The sequence below is a fragment of the Methylobacterium sp. 13MFTsu3.1M2 genome (assembly GCF_900112625.1).
Classification (GTDB): Bacteria; Pseudomonadota; Alphaproteobacteria; order Rhizobiales; family Beijerinckiaceae; genus Methylobacterium.
On sequence record NZ_FOMM01000011.1, the window covers coordinates 93,205 to 107,549 of the forward strand.

General features: G+C 71.9%; 15 protein-coding genes and 1 pseudogene. 9 read left to right on the forward strand and 7 right to left on the reverse strand.

Annotation, left to right across the window (positions count from 1 at the left end; genetic code table 11):
- Positions 1-87: 87 nt before the first annotated feature.
- The 4 genes from BM314_RS12135 to BM314_RS12150 all read left to right on the forward strand — a co-directional run bounded on the left by BM314_RS12135 (position 88) and on the right by BM314_RS12150 (position 2,535).
- Positions 88-438 (forward strand): GCG_CRPN prefix-to-repeats domain-containing protein, encoded by a 351-nt coding sequence (locus tag BM314_RS12135; RefSeq protein WP_234082999.1) that lies wholly within the window; start codon positions 88-90, stop codon positions 436-438.
- 124 nt (positions 439-562) lie between these two features.
- Positions 563-817, forward strand: coding sequence for a hypothetical protein (locus BM314_RS12140; RefSeq protein WP_020093249.1), 255 nt, complete (start codon positions 563-565; stop codon positions 815-817).
- A 65-nt stretch (positions 818-882) separates the two neighbouring features.
- Positions 883-1,485: a nucleoside deaminase gene (locus BM314_RS12145; RefSeq protein ID WP_091978272.1), complete on the forward strand. Its 603-nt coding sequence runs from the start codon at positions 883-885 to the stop codon at positions 1,483-1,485.
- A 246-nt stretch (positions 1,486-1,731) separates the two neighbouring features.
- Positions 1,732-2,535 carry a class II aldolase/adducin family protein gene (locus tag BM314_RS12150; RefSeq protein ID WP_091978273.1) on the forward strand — a complete coding sequence of 268 codons (804 nt, stop codon included), beginning with the start codon at positions 1,732-1,734 and terminating at the stop codon, positions 2,533-2,535.
- A 227-nt stretch (positions 2,536-2,762) separates the two neighbouring features.
- On the opposite strand, the gene BM314_RS12155 is transcribed toward BM314_RS12150, so the two are convergent.
- Positions 2,763-3,662, reverse strand: coding sequence for a LysR family transcriptional regulator (locus BM314_RS12155; protein WP_091978274.1), 900 nt, complete (start codon positions 3,660-3,662; stop codon positions 2,763-2,765).
- Positions 3,663-3,804: 142 nt separating this feature from the next.
- Between BM314_RS12155 and BM314_RS12160 the strand changes: the two genes are divergently transcribed.
- A complete protein-coding gene (locus BM314_RS12160; RefSeq protein ID WP_091978275.1) occupies positions 3,805-5,967 on the forward strand; it encodes a malate synthase G in 2,163 nt (720 codons plus the stop codon).
- 203 nt (positions 5,968-6,170) lie between these two features.
- On the opposite strand, the gene flhB is transcribed toward BM314_RS12160, so the two are convergent.
- Positions 6,171-7,232, reverse strand: coding sequence for a flagellar biosynthesis protein FlhB (gene flhB / locus BM314_RS12165; protein WP_091978276.1), 1,062 nt, complete (start codon positions 7,230-7,232; stop codon positions 6,171-6,173).
- A gap of 104 nt (positions 7,233-7,336) precedes the next feature.
- Positions 7,337-8,032, reverse strand: a pseudogene (locus BM314_RS12170) (FliG C-terminal domain-containing protein); the annotation flags it as partial.
- Between the two features lie 143 nt (positions 8,033-8,175).
- Between BM314_RS12170 and BM314_RS12180 the strand changes: the two are divergent.
- From BM314_RS12180 to BM314_RS12190, 3 genes are read left to right on the forward strand one after another with little or no spacing between them, the layout of a single operon-like run.
- On the forward strand, positions 8,176-9,423 hold the full coding sequence (locus BM314_RS12180) for a chemotaxis protein (RefSeq protein ID WP_091978277.1): 1,248 nt from the start codon (positions 8,176-8,178) through the stop codon (positions 9,421-9,423).
- Positions 9,420-10,988, forward strand: coding sequence for a flagellar hook-length control protein FliK (locus tag BM314_RS12185; protein ID WP_091978278.1), 1,569 nt, complete (start codon positions 9,420-9,422; stop codon positions 10,986-10,988). Before BM314_RS12180 ends, BM314_RS12185 begins: the two co-directional genes overlap by 4 nt.
- A complete protein-coding gene (locus BM314_RS12190; RefSeq protein ID WP_091677548.1) occupies positions 10,948-11,493 on the forward strand; it encodes a transglycosylase SLT domain-containing protein in 546 nt (181 codons plus the stop codon). Before BM314_RS12185 ends, BM314_RS12190 begins: the two co-directional genes overlap by 41 nt.
- Before the next feature lie 236 nt (positions 11,494-11,729).
- On the opposite strand, the gene BM314_RS12195 is transcribed toward BM314_RS12190, so the two are convergent.
- Both BM314_RS12195 and BM314_RS12200 read right to left on the reverse strand, forming a co-directional pair.
- Positions 11,730-12,137, reverse strand: coding sequence for a hypothetical protein (locus BM314_RS12195; RefSeq protein WP_042670689.1), 408 nt, complete (start codon positions 12,135-12,137; stop codon positions 11,730-11,732).
- A 198-nt stretch (positions 12,138-12,335) separates the two neighbouring features.
- Positions 12,336-12,527: a hypothetical protein gene (locus tag BM314_RS12200; RefSeq protein ID WP_091677546.1), complete on the reverse strand. Its 192-nt coding sequence runs from the start codon at positions 12,525-12,527 to the stop codon at positions 12,336-12,338.
- Between the two features lie 87 nt (positions 12,528-12,614).
- Here BM314_RS12200 and BM314_RS12205 point away from each other — a divergent pair, with 87 nt between their 5' ends.
- Positions 12,615-12,887 carry a hypothetical protein gene (locus tag BM314_RS12205; RefSeq protein ID WP_020093263.1) on the forward strand — a complete coding sequence of 91 codons (273 nt, stop codon included), beginning with the start codon at positions 12,615-12,617 and terminating at the stop codon, positions 12,885-12,887.
- A gap of 55 nt (positions 12,888-12,942) precedes the next feature.
- Here BM314_RS12205 and BM314_RS12210 read toward each other — a convergent pair whose 3' ends face one another.
- The gene (locus BM314_RS12210; RefSeq protein ID WP_056523258.1) at positions 12,943-13,569 is read right to left on the reverse strand and encodes a cell wall hydrolase; all 627 of its coding nucleotides are present in this window, start codon (positions 13,567-13,569) and stop codon (positions 12,943-12,945) included.
- 136 nt (positions 13,570-13,705) lie between these two features.
- Positions 13,706-14,032, reverse strand: coding sequence for a DMT family transporter (locus BM314_RS12215; protein ID WP_020093265.1), 327 nt, complete (start codon positions 14,030-14,032; stop codon positions 13,706-13,708).
- Between the last annotated feature and the right edge of the window lie 313 nt (positions 14,033-14,345).

Consider the following 14,345-nt stretch of genomic DNA (forward strand, 5'->3'; position numbering starts at 1 on the left):
GACATTAATCTTGGCTCGCAAGCAGCATGATGCACGATCCGGACGCGGACAGCGCGCCGGTCGCGGGAGGATCACGCCGTGCATTTCATGCGGATGATGGGGCTCGTGGCCCTTGTGTTGAGCGGCCTGGGCCTGGCGGGCCCGGCGTCGGCGGCCCCGCTCTCACCGGCGCCGCTGGCCGGCGACGCGAGCGGGCTGACCCGGGTCGGCTACTGGTGCGGGCCCGGATTCCACCTCAACCCGTGGGGCCGGTGCGTCCCGAACGCCCGCCGGTTCTACGGCCCGGGCCCGGCCTTCTACGGAGCCCGCTACTACGGAGGCCGGCGCTTCTACCGGACCTACAACTATCGCTGGCACCGCAATTACCGCTGGCATCGCAACTATCGCTGGCACCGCAACTATCATTGGCATCGCAGCTACCACTGGCGTCGCCGCTGACGAACGCGCCGGCGGCGCTCCGGACGGTCTCGCCCGGAGCGCCACCGGCCCCACATACCGCTTCCCAGATCCGCGGCCGGCCGAACAGCGGCCACCGCGGCGCCGTATTCGGAGACCTGTGACGATGCGCCTCCCGCTGATTGCCTTCGCGACCGCGATTGCCCTGACCACGGGGGCGGCGGCGCAATCCGTGCCGGAGCCACCCATCCAGAGCCCGCAGGACGCCGCCTGCCGCGAGCAGGCGCGGGCCCAGATCTTCAGCTACCCCAACCCGAACAACCTCAGCCTCTACGACCTCGGTTCGCAGATCTGGCACCTGTGCATGGCGTCCTATCACGGCCGCGGCCCCAACCCCGGCCGCACGGAGCAGCGCTTCTAGGACGGCCCCGGGCCGCGGTCGCGGCCGCCGGGACGGCCCCTCGAGACAGCTCAGCGGAACCGATCATGACGAGCAAGCTCCGCGGCACCGGGCCGCACGGCCACGAACCGCCCGTCGCGCCCGATGCGGGCCGGCGCGCGTTCCTCGGGGCCGCGGCGCTCGGCGTGGCGCTGTCGACCGGCGCGCGCCCCGCGTCGGCGACCACCGCCGCGCCGGCCACGGCCGCGGACGAGACCTTCATGCGGGCGGCCATCGCCGAGGCGCGCCGCGCCGACTTCCCGTTCGGCGCCGTCATCGTCGCGGAGGGCGAGATCCGCGCCCGGGGCCTGAATCTCGGGAAGCAGCAGCGCGATCCCACGGCGCACGGCGAGATGGTGGCGATCCGCCGCTTCCTCGCGGAGCACGGGCCGGAGGCGCTGCGGGGGACGACCCTCTACACGTCCGGCGAACCCTGCGCGATGTGCATGGGCGCGATCGTCTGGTGCGGGATCTCGCGCGTCGTATTCGCCGCCTCGCTGCAGCAGCTCGCCACGAAGATCGACCAGATCATGATCACCTGCACGGAGGTCGCGGACCGGTCGGCGTTCCGCCCGATCGCGATCACGGGCGGCGTCCTGGCGGAGGAGGCGCTCGCGCTCTTTCCGCCCGGCGACCGCCCGTCCAAGTAAGGGACTGGAAGACGGCTCGGGCGACCGCCCGCGCGGCCCGGCAATCCGGTGGGACGCGGCCGTCGCTCCCCCGGAGGTCCCGCCGCATCCCACCGGATTGCCGGGCCGCCCGCCCTGGTGCACCCTGCCGGCGATTCCCGGACCTCGCCCCGAGCCCCCGCCTCGGGCGCCCGGGGATCGCGGGACCGCCTGCGCCGGGCGGCGATCCCGGAGGGCCGACAGGGCCGACCGGCAGGGAGCCGTCGCATGAGCGCAGCCACACCGTCGACCGTCGCGGACCGGGATACGGACCCCGCCGATCGCGCCGCGATCCGCGCGATGCGCGTCGACCTCGCGGCCGCCTACCGGCTGATCCACCGGCTGGGCCTCGACGACAGCATCTACACCCACATCTCGGCCCGGCTGCCGGGCGCCGGGCACCGCTTCCTGATCAACCCCTACGGGATGCGCTTCGAGGAGGTGTCGCCGGAGAACCTCGTCACCGTCGACATCGACGGGAAGGTGCTGGAGGATCCGATGGGGCTCGGCATCAACCCGGCCGGGTTCACGATCCACAGCGCCATCCACGCCGCGCGCCACGACGCGATCTGCGTGCTGCACACCCACACGGTCGCGGGCGTGGCGGTCTCCTGCCAGGAGGAGGGGCTCCTACCCCTGAACCAGTGGTCGATGCAGTTCACGGGGCGCGTCGCCTACCACGCCTACGAGGGCATCGCCCTCGACCTCGACGAGCGGGAGCGGCTGGTGGCCGATCTCGGCGACAAGCCCGTGATGGTGCTGCGCAACCACGGCCTGCTGACCTGCGGCCGCACGGTCGGCGAGGCGTTCCGGCTGATGCACAACCTGGAGCGCTCGTGCCGGGCGCAGCTGGCGATCCAGGCGGCGGGCGCGCCGGTGATCCGGCCCTCCTCCGCCATCGCCACCAAGACCGCCGGGCAGTACGCCGCCGGCTACGACCGCGTCGTGGTCCAGGGGGCGCCCGACAACGAGTGGGCGGCGTTCAAGCGGATGCTGGCGCGGACGGATCCGGATTTCTTCGCGAACGGCTGAGGGCGGATCGGTCGCCAGCTGACCGATTCGGTCGACGCGCCCCTCTCCGTCATCGCGAGTGCAGCGAAGCGACCCAGGGCAGCGCGCGATCGGTGAGCGTGGCGCTTCCCTGGATTGCTTTGCTCCGCTCGCAAGGACGGCGGTCCCGCACGCATCGACAGGAGTTGGTATGAGACGTCCAACGGACATCTCATACCCTGCAGGAGCGATACGCCGCAGCACGGGCCTCACCCCTCCGCCCAGGCCCCGCTCGACCGGTAGGTCTGCTTGAGGAACGCGATGAAGGCCCGCGTCTTGGCCGGCACGAAGGCCCGGCTCGGGTAGACCGCGAAGATGCCCGCCGAGGCCGCCGCCGCGTAGGCCGGCAGCACCACCTCCAGCAGGCCGTCGCGCAGCTCCGCGTGCACGTCCCAGGTGGAGCGCAGCGCGATCCCGAGGCCGCCGATCACGGCCTCGCGCACCACCTCGTTGGAATGGGTGCGCAGCGGCCCCGACGCGCCGACCGTGCAGGGGCCCTCCGGCCCGACCAGCCGCCAGGGATTCTGGTTCTCGGTGGCGAGGCAGACATGGCCGCGCAGGTCGTCGAGGCTCCGCGGCCGCCCGGCCGCGTCGAGGTAGCTCGGCCGCGCGCAGAGGACCCGCTGCACCGGCGCGAGGCGCACCGCCGTCAGCCCGGAACTCTCCAGCGCGCCGACCCGGATCGCGAGGTCGTAGCCGCGCTCGACGATCGACTCGAAATCGTCGCTCAGCTCCAAGTTGAGCACGATGCCGGGATGGAGGGCGAAGAAGGCCCGCAGGTGCGGGACGATGTGCAGGCGCCCGAAGGAGCTCGGCGCCGTGACCCGGAGCGTCCCCCGCGCCCGCGTCGCCGTCTGCGACACGAGGCTCTCGGCCTCCGCGATGGCGTCGACGATCGGGGCGATCCGCTCGAAGAAAGCCGCCCCGACATCCGTGGGCGCCACCCGCCGCGTGGTGCGATGCAGCAGGCGCACGGCGAGCCGTTCCTCCAGCCGCTTCAGCCGCTTCGAGACCACCGCGACCGACAGGCCGAGCTCCGACCCGGCCTGGGTGAGGCTGCCGGTGCGGACCACCCGGGCGAAGATCTCTAGGTCGCTCTGGTCGTGCATTGTCAACGCTGCGGAAAAAATCAAATCCCTTTTGCCGCCTTTCTCGCGGATGCCAAGCGATCTATTGAGGAAACATCAAAAATTTTTCACGGCGCGTTCGATTTTTTCTGACGCGCGTCGCCACGCATCCCCGAGGATCGCCATGTCGAAGCTCGTCGTCGCCGAGGATCTCCGCACCTTCGTCTCCGAGGAAGCGCTGCCCGGGACCGGTCTCTCGGCCGACCAGTTCTGGTCGGGCTTCGCCGCGATCGTCCGCGATCTCGCACCGCACAACCGGGCGCTGCTCGACCGGCGCGACGGCCTCCAGGCCGACATCGATTCCTGGCACCGCGACCATCGCGGAGCGCCGCACGACCCGGCGGCCTACGCGGCCTACCTGACGCGGATCGGCTACCTGCAGCCGGAGCCCGAGACCGTGCGGGTGACCACCGAGAACGTGGACGCGGAGATCGCCGCCATCGCCGGGCCGCAGCTCGTGGTGCCGATCTCCAACGCCCGCTACGCGCTGAACGCCGCCAATGCCCGCTGGGGCAGCCTCTACGACGCCCTCTACGGCACCGACGCGATCCCGCAGGACGGCGAGCTCGCGCCCGGCGCCGGGTTCAACCCGGCCCGCGGCGCCGCGGTGGTGGCCAGGACCAAGGCGTTCCTCGACGCGACCGCGCCGCTGAGCGTCGGCTCCTGGGCGGATGCCGTGGGCTTCTCGGTGACGGACGGCCGCCTCGCCGCCGATCTCGGCGCCGGTCGCAGCGCCGGCCTGACCGGATCGTCCGCCTTCGCGGGCTACACCGGCGACGCCGCGGCGCCGACCGCGCTCCTGCTGCGCCACAACGGCCTGCACATCGAGGTCGTCATCGACCGCGCGAGCCCGATCGGCCGCACCGACCCGGCCGGCATCGCCGACGTGGTGCTGGAGGCCGCCCTCTCGACCATCATGGACATGGAGGATTCGGTGGCGGCCGTGGACTCGGCCGACAAGGTCGCGGTCTACCGGAGCTGGCTCGGCCTGATGCGCGGTGATCTGACCGCCACCCTGTCCAAGGGCGGCCGCACGGTCGAGCGGCGGCTCGCCGAGGACCGGACCTTCACGGCCCCCGACGGCGGGCGCCTGACCCTGCCGGGACGGTCGCTGATGCTGGTCCGGCATGTCGGCCACCACATGTACACCGACGCCGTGACCCTCGACGGCGCCGAGATCCCGGAGACGATCCTCGACGCGGCCGTCACCGCGCTGATCGCCCTGCACGACCTGAAGGGCACCGGTCCGCTCCGCAACAGCCGGACCGGCTCGGTCTACATGGTCAAGCCCAAGCTGCACGGTCCCGACGAGGTCGCCTTCGCGGTGGCGCTGTTCGGGCGGGTCGAGGCGCTGGTCGGCCTCGCGCCGCGGACGCTCAAGATCGGCGTCATGGACGAGGAGCGGCGCACGACGCTCAACCTCAAGGCGGCGATCGCCGCGGCGTCGGACCGGCTGTTCTTCATCAACACCGGCTTCCTCGACCGGACCGGCGACGAGATCCACACCTCGCTGGAGGCTGGCCCCGTGGTCCGCAAGGATGCCATGAAGGCGACCGCCTGGATCAAGGCCTACGAGGACGGCAACGTCGATGCCGGCCTCGCCTGCGGCCTGCCCGGCCACGCGCAGATCGGCAAGGGCATGTGGGCCGCCCCCGACCGGATGGCGGCGATGCTCGACGCCAAGGGCGCCCACCCGGAGGCGGGCGCCAACACCGCCTGGGTGCCGTCGCCGACCGCCGCGACGCTCCACGCGCTCCACTACCATCAGGTGGATGTCCGCGCCCGCCAGGCGGCGCTTGCCGGCCGGGCGCCCGCGACCCGCGCCGCCATGCTGACCCTGCCCCTCGCCGAGGGCGCGTTCGCGCCGGAGGCGGTGCGGGAGGAGCTCGACAACAATTGCCAGGGGATCCTGGGCTATGTGGTCCGCTGGGTCGACCAGGGCGTCGGCTGCTCCAAGGTGCCGGACATCCACGAGGTCGGGCTGATGGAGGACCGCGCCACCCTGCGGATCTCCAGCCAGCACATCGCCAACTGGCTGCGCCACGGGATCGTGGACCGCGACGAGGTCGCCGCGGCCCTGCGGCGCATGGCCGAGGTCGTCGATCGCCAGAACGCCGGCGACCGGGCCTACCGGCCGATGGCCCCCGGCTTCGACGGGCCGGCCTTCCGCGCCGCCGAGGCCCTGGTCTTCGAGGGCGCCGGCCAGCCGAACGGCTACACCGAGTTCGTGCTGCACCGGTTCCGCCGGGAGGCGAAGCGGCTGGACGCCCGCGTTCGGGCGGCCTGAGGCCGCTCCCGGATCCCGGACGCGCAGCGCCCCGAGACCGCCCCAAGACTGCCCCAAGACCGCCCCGGGCCCGCCGACGGCCTGCGCGGCCCGAAACGCCGCGCCGCGGATCTGCCAGGGTCCGCGGCCTCTGCCGGTCGGGACGGGCCGACCGGTCAATGCCGCTGCCACGCCGCTGCCACGCCTCGGCCACGCCGCGCCGGTCAGCGGCGCTTGCGGGTCATCACGTAGACCAGCAGGTTCGCCACCGCCCGGTAGAATTCCGCCGGGATCGCCTGGTTGACCTCGACATGGTCGTACATCGCCCGGGTGAGCGCCTTGTCGACGACGACCTCGATCCGGTGCTTCTCGGCGATCTCGCGGATGCGGAGGGCGATCAGGTCCGCGCCCTTGGCCAGAACCGTCGGGGCGTCGTTCTCGCTCTGGTCGTAGCGCAGCGCGATCGCGTAGTGCGTCGGGTTCGCCAGGATCATGGTGGCGCGGGGCACCGCCGCCATCATCTGCTTGCGCAGCCGGTCCTGCGCCAGCGAGCGCATCTTCGCCTTCACGAGCGGGTCGCCCTCGAGCTGCTTGAACTCGTCCTTCACCTCCTGCCGCGACATCCGCAGATCGCGCTGCCAGCGCACGCGGGTCCAGACCAGGTCGCCGGCGACCAGCGCGATCGTCGCGACGCTCACGGCCGAGACGAGGCGCACCGACAGGGTCAGCAGGAATTCGGGCAACCCGACTGGATCCACGAACATGACATTGACGATCTCGTGGCGATCCGCGTGCAGGACCATGTAGGACATGCCGCCGATCGCGAAGAACTTGAACAGATTTTTCCCGAACTCGACGAACCCCTGCAGACTGAAGAGCCGATTCCAGCCGGCGACGGGGGAGATGCGGGACCATTTCGGCTGGATCCGATCGAACACCACGCGCGGCGCGTTCTGGAAGATCGAGGCGGCGATGCCGGCCACGAGCAGGATGACCAGGACCGGCAGCAGGAAGCGGCCCATCTCCAGGGCGAGGGCGTGGACGAGGCGCATCGCGTCGTGGCTCGTCTCCACGCTGAAGTTGCGCGGCTGCTCCAAGATCAGCGCGAGCCTCTGCACCAGCGGCAGCCCCTGATCCCGCGCCACGAAGACCAGGAAGATCAGCAGTCCCAGGATGGAGGCGAAGACGGGCGCTTCCCGCGAGAACGGCGTGTTTCCTTCCGCGATCGCGTCGCTGATCTTCTTCTCGCTCGCCGCCTCGGTCTTGCTCTCCCTGTCCTCAGACATCGCGGCGCCCCGAACTCGGGCCGCCGACGGCACCGCGCCGGTCGGCCCGGCGGGACGCGTCCGCCGGAGCGGCGCCCCGGAGCCGTCCCCGACCGGGGACGGTGCTAGCGGAAGTAGGTCTCATCCGAGTCGGCCGGGGTGAGTTCGATCTCGCCGCGCGACGCCATTTCGAGCGCCTGGTCGGTGATCGCGCGGCGCGCGTCGAGCACGTCCCGCTGGGCGGCGGGCTCGCCTCCCTCCAGCTCGTGCTCGACGAGGCGCCGGGCGCGGGCGGTCAGCGCGCTGAGCACGACGTTCCGCAACGGCCCGTTCGTGCCCTTCAGGGCGAGGATGACCTTCTCGTGGGGAACCTGATCGAAGAGCGTCGTCCGCGCCCGCGGCGTCATGTGGATGATGTCGTCGAAGGTGAAGAGCAGGCTCTTCAGGATCTCGGCCGATTTCGGGCGCGTCTGCGTGAGGTTGTCCAGGACCTCCTCCATGCTCTGGCGCTCCATCTTGTTGACGATGTCGGCCATGCGCGAGTGGGTATCCGCCGCGGCATTGCGCGCCAGGTTGATCATGAAGTCCTCGTGGATGGTCTGCTCGATCATCTTCATGGTCGCGTCGACGATCGGCTTGAACGTCAGCATCCGCCGCATGACGCCGTTGCGCAGCGGCGCCGGCAACTGCGCCATCACCTTGGCGGCGCAGGCCGGCTTGACCTTGGACAGCACGAGCGCCGCGGTCTGCGGGTGCTCCTTGATCAGGTAGCCCGCCAGGGCGGTCTCGGACCCGTTGGAGATGCGGTCCCAGATCGAGCGGCGTACATGCTCACCCGGGCCGGGATCGACGAAGCGCGGATCTGGCGCGTCGAGGGCGCCGCGGACCGGACGCCGCGCAATGCCGCGGATCCGAAGGCTCCGGAGAACCGGCGGATCGAGATTCTCCTGCAGGGATCTCCAGGATGAAGGTGTCCCGGACCGGGCGGATCGTGGCGGCCGCCCTCGGCCTGCTCATCGCGGGGAGGGCCGCCCCCGTCGCCGCGGAACCGGCGGGCGGCCCTCCCGCCGCCCCGGCCGCCGAGCCGCAGGCGCCGACGGGCGATCCGGTGCAGTGGGTGCGCACGCTCCAGTTGCTGCAGGATCGGGTCGCCGCCGGCTCCCGGGCCGCCCACGAGAGCCAGCCGCTGCTGATCGCCCGGATCAACGCGGATCTCCTGGCCGCCCCGCCCGAGATCTGGGGCCGCCGGAGCAATCTCCGGGCCGCGATCACCTTCGCCCTCAGCGGCGGCGGTCCTTCCGTCCTGCGCCGGCTGACGGCTCAGGACGGCCTCGGCGAGCCCGAAGCGACGCTCGCGCGCGGGGCGCTCGCCTATGTCGAGGGGCGGGAGGCCGAGGCGCGGCGCCTGCTCCAGGACGTCGACACGACGGATCTGCCGCCGACGCTCGCGGGCGCCATCGGCCTGACGCAGGCGTCGCTCGCCGTGCCCGACCAGCCGATCCGGGCGATCGCCCTGCTCGACCGCGTCCGGGTGCTGCTGCCGGGCACTCTGACCGAGGAGGGCGCCCTGCGCCGCGAGATCTTCACCCTCGGTCAGATCGGCGACCTGAAGACGTTCGAGGCGCTGGCGATCCAGTACCTGCGCCGCTTCCCGCACTCGATCTACGCGGGCAACTTCCGGCAGCGACTGGCCTATCAGCTGACGCAGTTCGATATCGGCCACGACGCGGAGCGCTTCGCGACCCTCAACAGGATCCTGGACGAGCTCGGTCCCGAGAGCCGGCGCGACCTGTATCTCGTGGTCGCCCAGACGGCGATCCAGGCGGGTCAGACGGCCGCGGCGCGCCGCGCCAGCGAGAAGGCCCTCGCGCTGTGCGCGCCCGGAAGCGCGGAGGCGACCCGGGGCCAGCTCTACCGGGCTGCCGCCGAGATCGTGAGCCTGGCGACGTTCCAGTCCGGGTCGCGGACGCTGAGATCGCTCGACAGGGCCAAACTCACGGCCCGCGACCTGCCCCTCCTCGAGACGGCCCTGTCGACCGCCGAGGCGATCGGACGCGGGCTCGCCGGCCGGCCCGGCCTGCCGGAGGCCGACGCCGCCGCGAAGCCGGCGCGGGCGGCGCCGGATCCCGCCGACGGGCCCGCGAGCCTGATCCCGAAGGCGCAGGCCACGATCGACCGGATCGATCTGATGCTCAGCAAGGCGACCCCGTGAACACGATCTCCACCGCGGTCCAGAAACCCGTCCCCAAACCCGATCGGGATGTCGCACCGTCCCCGCATCCGGCGGCCGACCTTCAGGCGCTGCCGGATCCGGCGGTGCGGGGCGCCTTCGACCTGGTCCTGCGCGCGGTCTCAGGGGGAATTCCCGCGGCCCGACCCGAGACCGACGGGGGTGAGATGGACGAACCGGAGGGCGCGACCGGGGAGGATCGGCGGCCCGAAGCCGGCGCATCGCCCGCGCCGCCGCCGTCACCGGGCGATCCCGGCAGCGCCGCCGCGGCGCTCGCCGAGATCCTGAGCGCGGCCGTCCTGTCGGCCCGTCCGGAACTGCCCACGGGACACGGAACCGGTGCTCCGGGACCGGCCCCATCCGCCGCATCCCCGGCGGGCCCCGACGCGGCCCCGGAGACCAGCCTCGTGGGAAATCTCGAGGCGGCCCGCGCGGACGCGTCGCCGCGCGCCGGGCCGAGCCCGGGCACCCTGCTGCAGGGCGGCCCCCCGCAGGTCGAGGTCCTCGACCGGGCGGTTCACTTCAAGCCCGTCCTGCCCGAGGCGGCCCGCCACGCCCTCCCGGCCGCCGCAGCGGCAACGTCCCCGTTGCCGGCCGTCCCGAACGCGGCGGACGCTCAGCCTCGACCCGTCCGCCCGGGACCGGTGGCTCCGGCCGTCGCCGGGCCCGATCCTGCTCCGATCGCGCTGGCCGCCCAGATCGCCGCCCAGATTGCCGCGCAAGTCGCCACCCAGATCGCCGGGACGGTCGCCGGGAAGGTGAACGCAGCGCCGCCGAAGGCGACGGTCGCCCTCGCGACCGATCCCGAGCCTCGAGCCGGCGATGCGTCGGCCCGCGCCGATGCGTCGGCCCGCACCGCGACGGGGATCGATGGGCCGGGGGGGCTCACGGCACGCGAGGACAACCGTCCCCGCTCCGGCATCGCCGGACTCCTCCTCGCCCCCGCCGGCCGGCAGGGGCCGCCGGGCGTCCCCATCCCGGGTCCCGGCAACGGATCCGGGACCGAGCCGGCCCGACTCGCCGCCGTCCTGCCGACGATCGCGGCGGCCATCACGGAGGAGCTCGAGCGCGCAACCGCGGCCGGACCGGAGCGTCGCGTCGGCGCCGATCCGGCGATCCCCGCGGCTCAGGACGGGCCGCTCCGGGTGCTCAAGATCCAGCTCCGGCCGGAGAGCCTCGGGATCGTCACGGTGGAATTGCGGCTCGTCGACGGTCAGCTCGAGACCCATCTGCGCGCCGCGCGCCCCGAGACGGCGGCGATGCTGCAGCGGGATTCGGCGATCCTCACCGAACTGCTCAAGCACGCGCATTACCGGCCCGAGATCATTGTCGAGCCGGTTCGCCCCGGCGACGCCGGGTTCTCCGCGGGCGGATCACCGTCCCAGGGCCAATCCGGGCTCACCGACGGCGGCGCCCGGCCGGGTCACGGCGGGGACGGGCAGCGGCAGGCAGACCAGCGCGCGGCGCAGCGGCCGACGCTCGGCAGGCGCGACGGGGAGCGGACAGATGAGACGGTACGTCCTCGCGACGGCGGCGTTTATCTGTAGCGCCGCCCCGGTCGCCGGGACCGTGTGCGAGGCCGAGATGGGCCGTGCCGCGGCCCGTTACGGCGTGCCCCTCGGCGTGCTCTACGCGGTCGGCCTCACGGAGACGGGTAAGCGCGGCTCGCTCCAGCCCTACGCCATGAACATCGAAGGGGCGGCCTATTTCGCGACCGGGCCCCAGGACGTGCTGGCCCACTTCGCCGCGGCGCGCCGCCGGGGCGCGCGCCTGATCGATCTCGGCTGCATGCAGATCAACCACCACTATCACGGCGAAAAGTTCGCCTCGGTCGAGGCCATGATCGACCCGCGCACGAACGTGGACTACGCGACGCAATTTCTCCGGGATCTGAAGCGGCGGGAGGGCAGCTGGACGATGGCCGTGGCGCGCTATCATGCCGGCCCGCACAACAACGCCGCGCAGAAGATCTACATCTGCCGGGTCGTGGCCAACATGGTCGCCACGGGCTTCGGCCAGTGGACGCCGGCCGCGGCGCATTTCTGCCGGTGATCGTCCCGGCCGGGGCGGAAGAATGCGGACCGGGCCCCGCCAGGGAACCAACCGAAGGACCGGGCCCTTTCGGCAGAGGCCCCGTCACCGGCCCGGAGGAGCCGCATGACCGACGCCCCAGACCCGCCGGAAGGACCGCCCGGGAAGACGGCGCTGCTGGTTGTCCTCACCCTCACGGCCGTTGCCGCCGCCGCGTACGTTCTGATCCACATGGACTAGGTTGCCCGGCGACGCCCCTACAGGGTCCGACAATTCCCGTAGCTGACCTTGACGTCGTTGCGCTCCTCGGGATTGAGCTGCGCCTCGACGAAGTTCATCTTGTTGAGGTCGATCAGAAGGAAGTAGACGCCGTTCTGACACTTGATCGCGTTGCGCGGCGTGCGCTCGTTCAGCCGCGGCGAGGCCGTCTGGCACTCGTAATAGTCGGAGCGCCCGGCCGAGATCACGGTCAGCAGGCCGCCGCTGGAGACCAGCGAGAATGTCCGGGCCTTCTGGGATTGCGGTTTGGCGCCTTCGGGTGCGGCGACATCGAGACTGGTCGACGCCTCCACCGTACACGTCATCGGACGGCGCAGCTGGGGGACCGCGGGCGTGATGCTCAGCAGGAGGAGCGCACCAGCGAGCGCTACCCGTTCGGCGATCATCGGCGAGGGATCCGTGATTCGTGGGTAGTTTCTACCCAGAAGCTAGACCGTTATCCGTCCTTGTAAATGCCGCCTGCTCGGATCGGTGGGCCGATCAACAGATTTGCCGCCCGCTCCATTGCATCGCGCCAAGGATTACGGGCCAGGCCGGTTCTTCCGCCGGGACCCGATCCGACCGGAATGCCGGCGAAGCGCGCTCTAATCCTCCAGGGCGTCCGGATTGTCGTTGGCGGCCGGATCGGGATCGCGCCGCGCCGCGATCTCCGTACCGATCTCCATGAGCAGCAATCGGGACAGGAGCTGCATCGTCGCCGTGCCGTGCGCGGCCACGAGTTGATGGGCTAGGATCGTCGCCTCCACCATGCGGTCAAAACCGTCGTCGTCGGACATGGCGGTGCAGTAACCTGGTTGAATGCCGAGCATACAACTTAAAGGTAAGGATCCGGTTCGACCGCCCGCGCAGAAACAGGATTTCCCATGATCCCGACCGTCCAGGCCGACGCGCTCCTGGGGAGACTGGCCGAGGCCCTGGGGAGCCCGGTCGAGATCTTCTTCGCCGAATGCGCGCCGGCGACCGGGCGCACATCCGGGGACGCGTCGCCGGATTGCGACGCGCTGCCGACGCTGGAACTGCTCCGTCTGTGGGAATCGCTGCGGGAGCCGGTGCGCCGGGAGCGGGTGCTGGCCGCCGCCCGGCAGGAGGCCCGAACCCTGCGGGCGAGCCGCGCGGAGGACGCGGCGGCCGGCTGACCGGAGCTCACCGCGCGCAGATCCGGGACGCGGCTGTCGGATCGGGCCGTCTCGATCAGGGGCCCGCGGCGGGCGGCGCGGGTACGGCCGCGAAGGTCAGGGCCGTCGCGGGCAGGGCGGGCGTGGCCGGCCTGTCCTGCTGAGCCGGCTTCTCCGGCTTCTCCAGCTTGGCCGTTCGCCTGTCGCGCTTCTCGTAGAAGGCGTTGCCGCCGGCGACGGCCACGTAGTGCATGTTCGTGTAGGGGAAGCGGTGGCCCGCGGTGTGGAAGAACATCGCCTTCCCGACCTTCGGGTGCCGCTCGCCGGCCAGGACGGCGTCGGCGGCGTCGGCGACCTTCTGCAGGTCCTTCTCCTGCATCGGCTTGGTGAGGACGCCCGGCGCGAACTGGCCCGGCTGCCCGACCACCGCGCAGATGCCGCCCGGGAAGATCGCGTTCTCGAGCCGGTTCATCACGACCGTGCCGACGGCGACCAGCCCGTCGCTGTCGCTCCTGTTCGACTCGAAGTACATGGCGCGGCCCAGACAATCGCGCTCGGCGTCGCTGACGACCATCGGCGGCTTGCGGTCGGGGATCGATCCCGTCGTGAGCACCGGCGACGCGGTGTTGCAGGCCCCCAGGCCGCCGGCCGCCGCCAGAACGATCAGTGCAGGACCGACCTTCGTCCTCTCGCTACCCCGCATGCATCCGCGCTCCGTGCTCCTCCAGCCTGACCAGCCGGGCGGTGTTCCGCTCCGACCGGACGAAGGCCAAGCTTGACGGCACGTTCGCGGCGAGGATGTGGCGAGGCTGTCCCGTTTCGGGACCGGACCGGGAGCCTCAGTGCTGGCCCTGGCCCGCGGCCAGGACGGTCACGCCCAGGGCGATCACCCCGATGCCCACCAGCATCGTCGGGTTGAGCGCCTCGCCGTACAGCCACGCGCCGCCGAGCGCCGCGCCGATCATGCCGATCCCCGACCAGATCGCGTAGACCACGCCGATCGGCAGCATGTCCATGCTGGTCGACATCAGCCACAGGGCGGTGCCGTAACCGAGCGCCACGATCACCGTCGGCCCCGGGCGGGTGAGGCCGTCGGCGGCCTTCAGCGCCAGGGTGGCGGTCACCTCCGCGCCGATGGCGAGCCCGAGGATCAGGTACGGATTCATGGCACGGCGGACTTTCGGGCTGCGCGGGCTGGGTGAGTCGGGCGGTCGAGGCGTGTAGAACCAGGTTCGAATCGGACGCCCGCGCGGACGGGGCGGCGCTGGGCCGGCCCGGATCCGCGTCGAAACGGCCGCGGACGTCGGCGGCCGCCGGACACAAGGCCACAGATCCGTGAACATTTCCGAACCGGCGGCTCGCCGCTTCGCGGGCGACGGACCGGCCCGGCGCCGGGGCCGATTGGGGCTTTCGTTAAGGCCTGCTGATCATGGTGACCGCGCGCCGTCCCGCCCCGGGGCCGGCCGCGCGACAGCGACG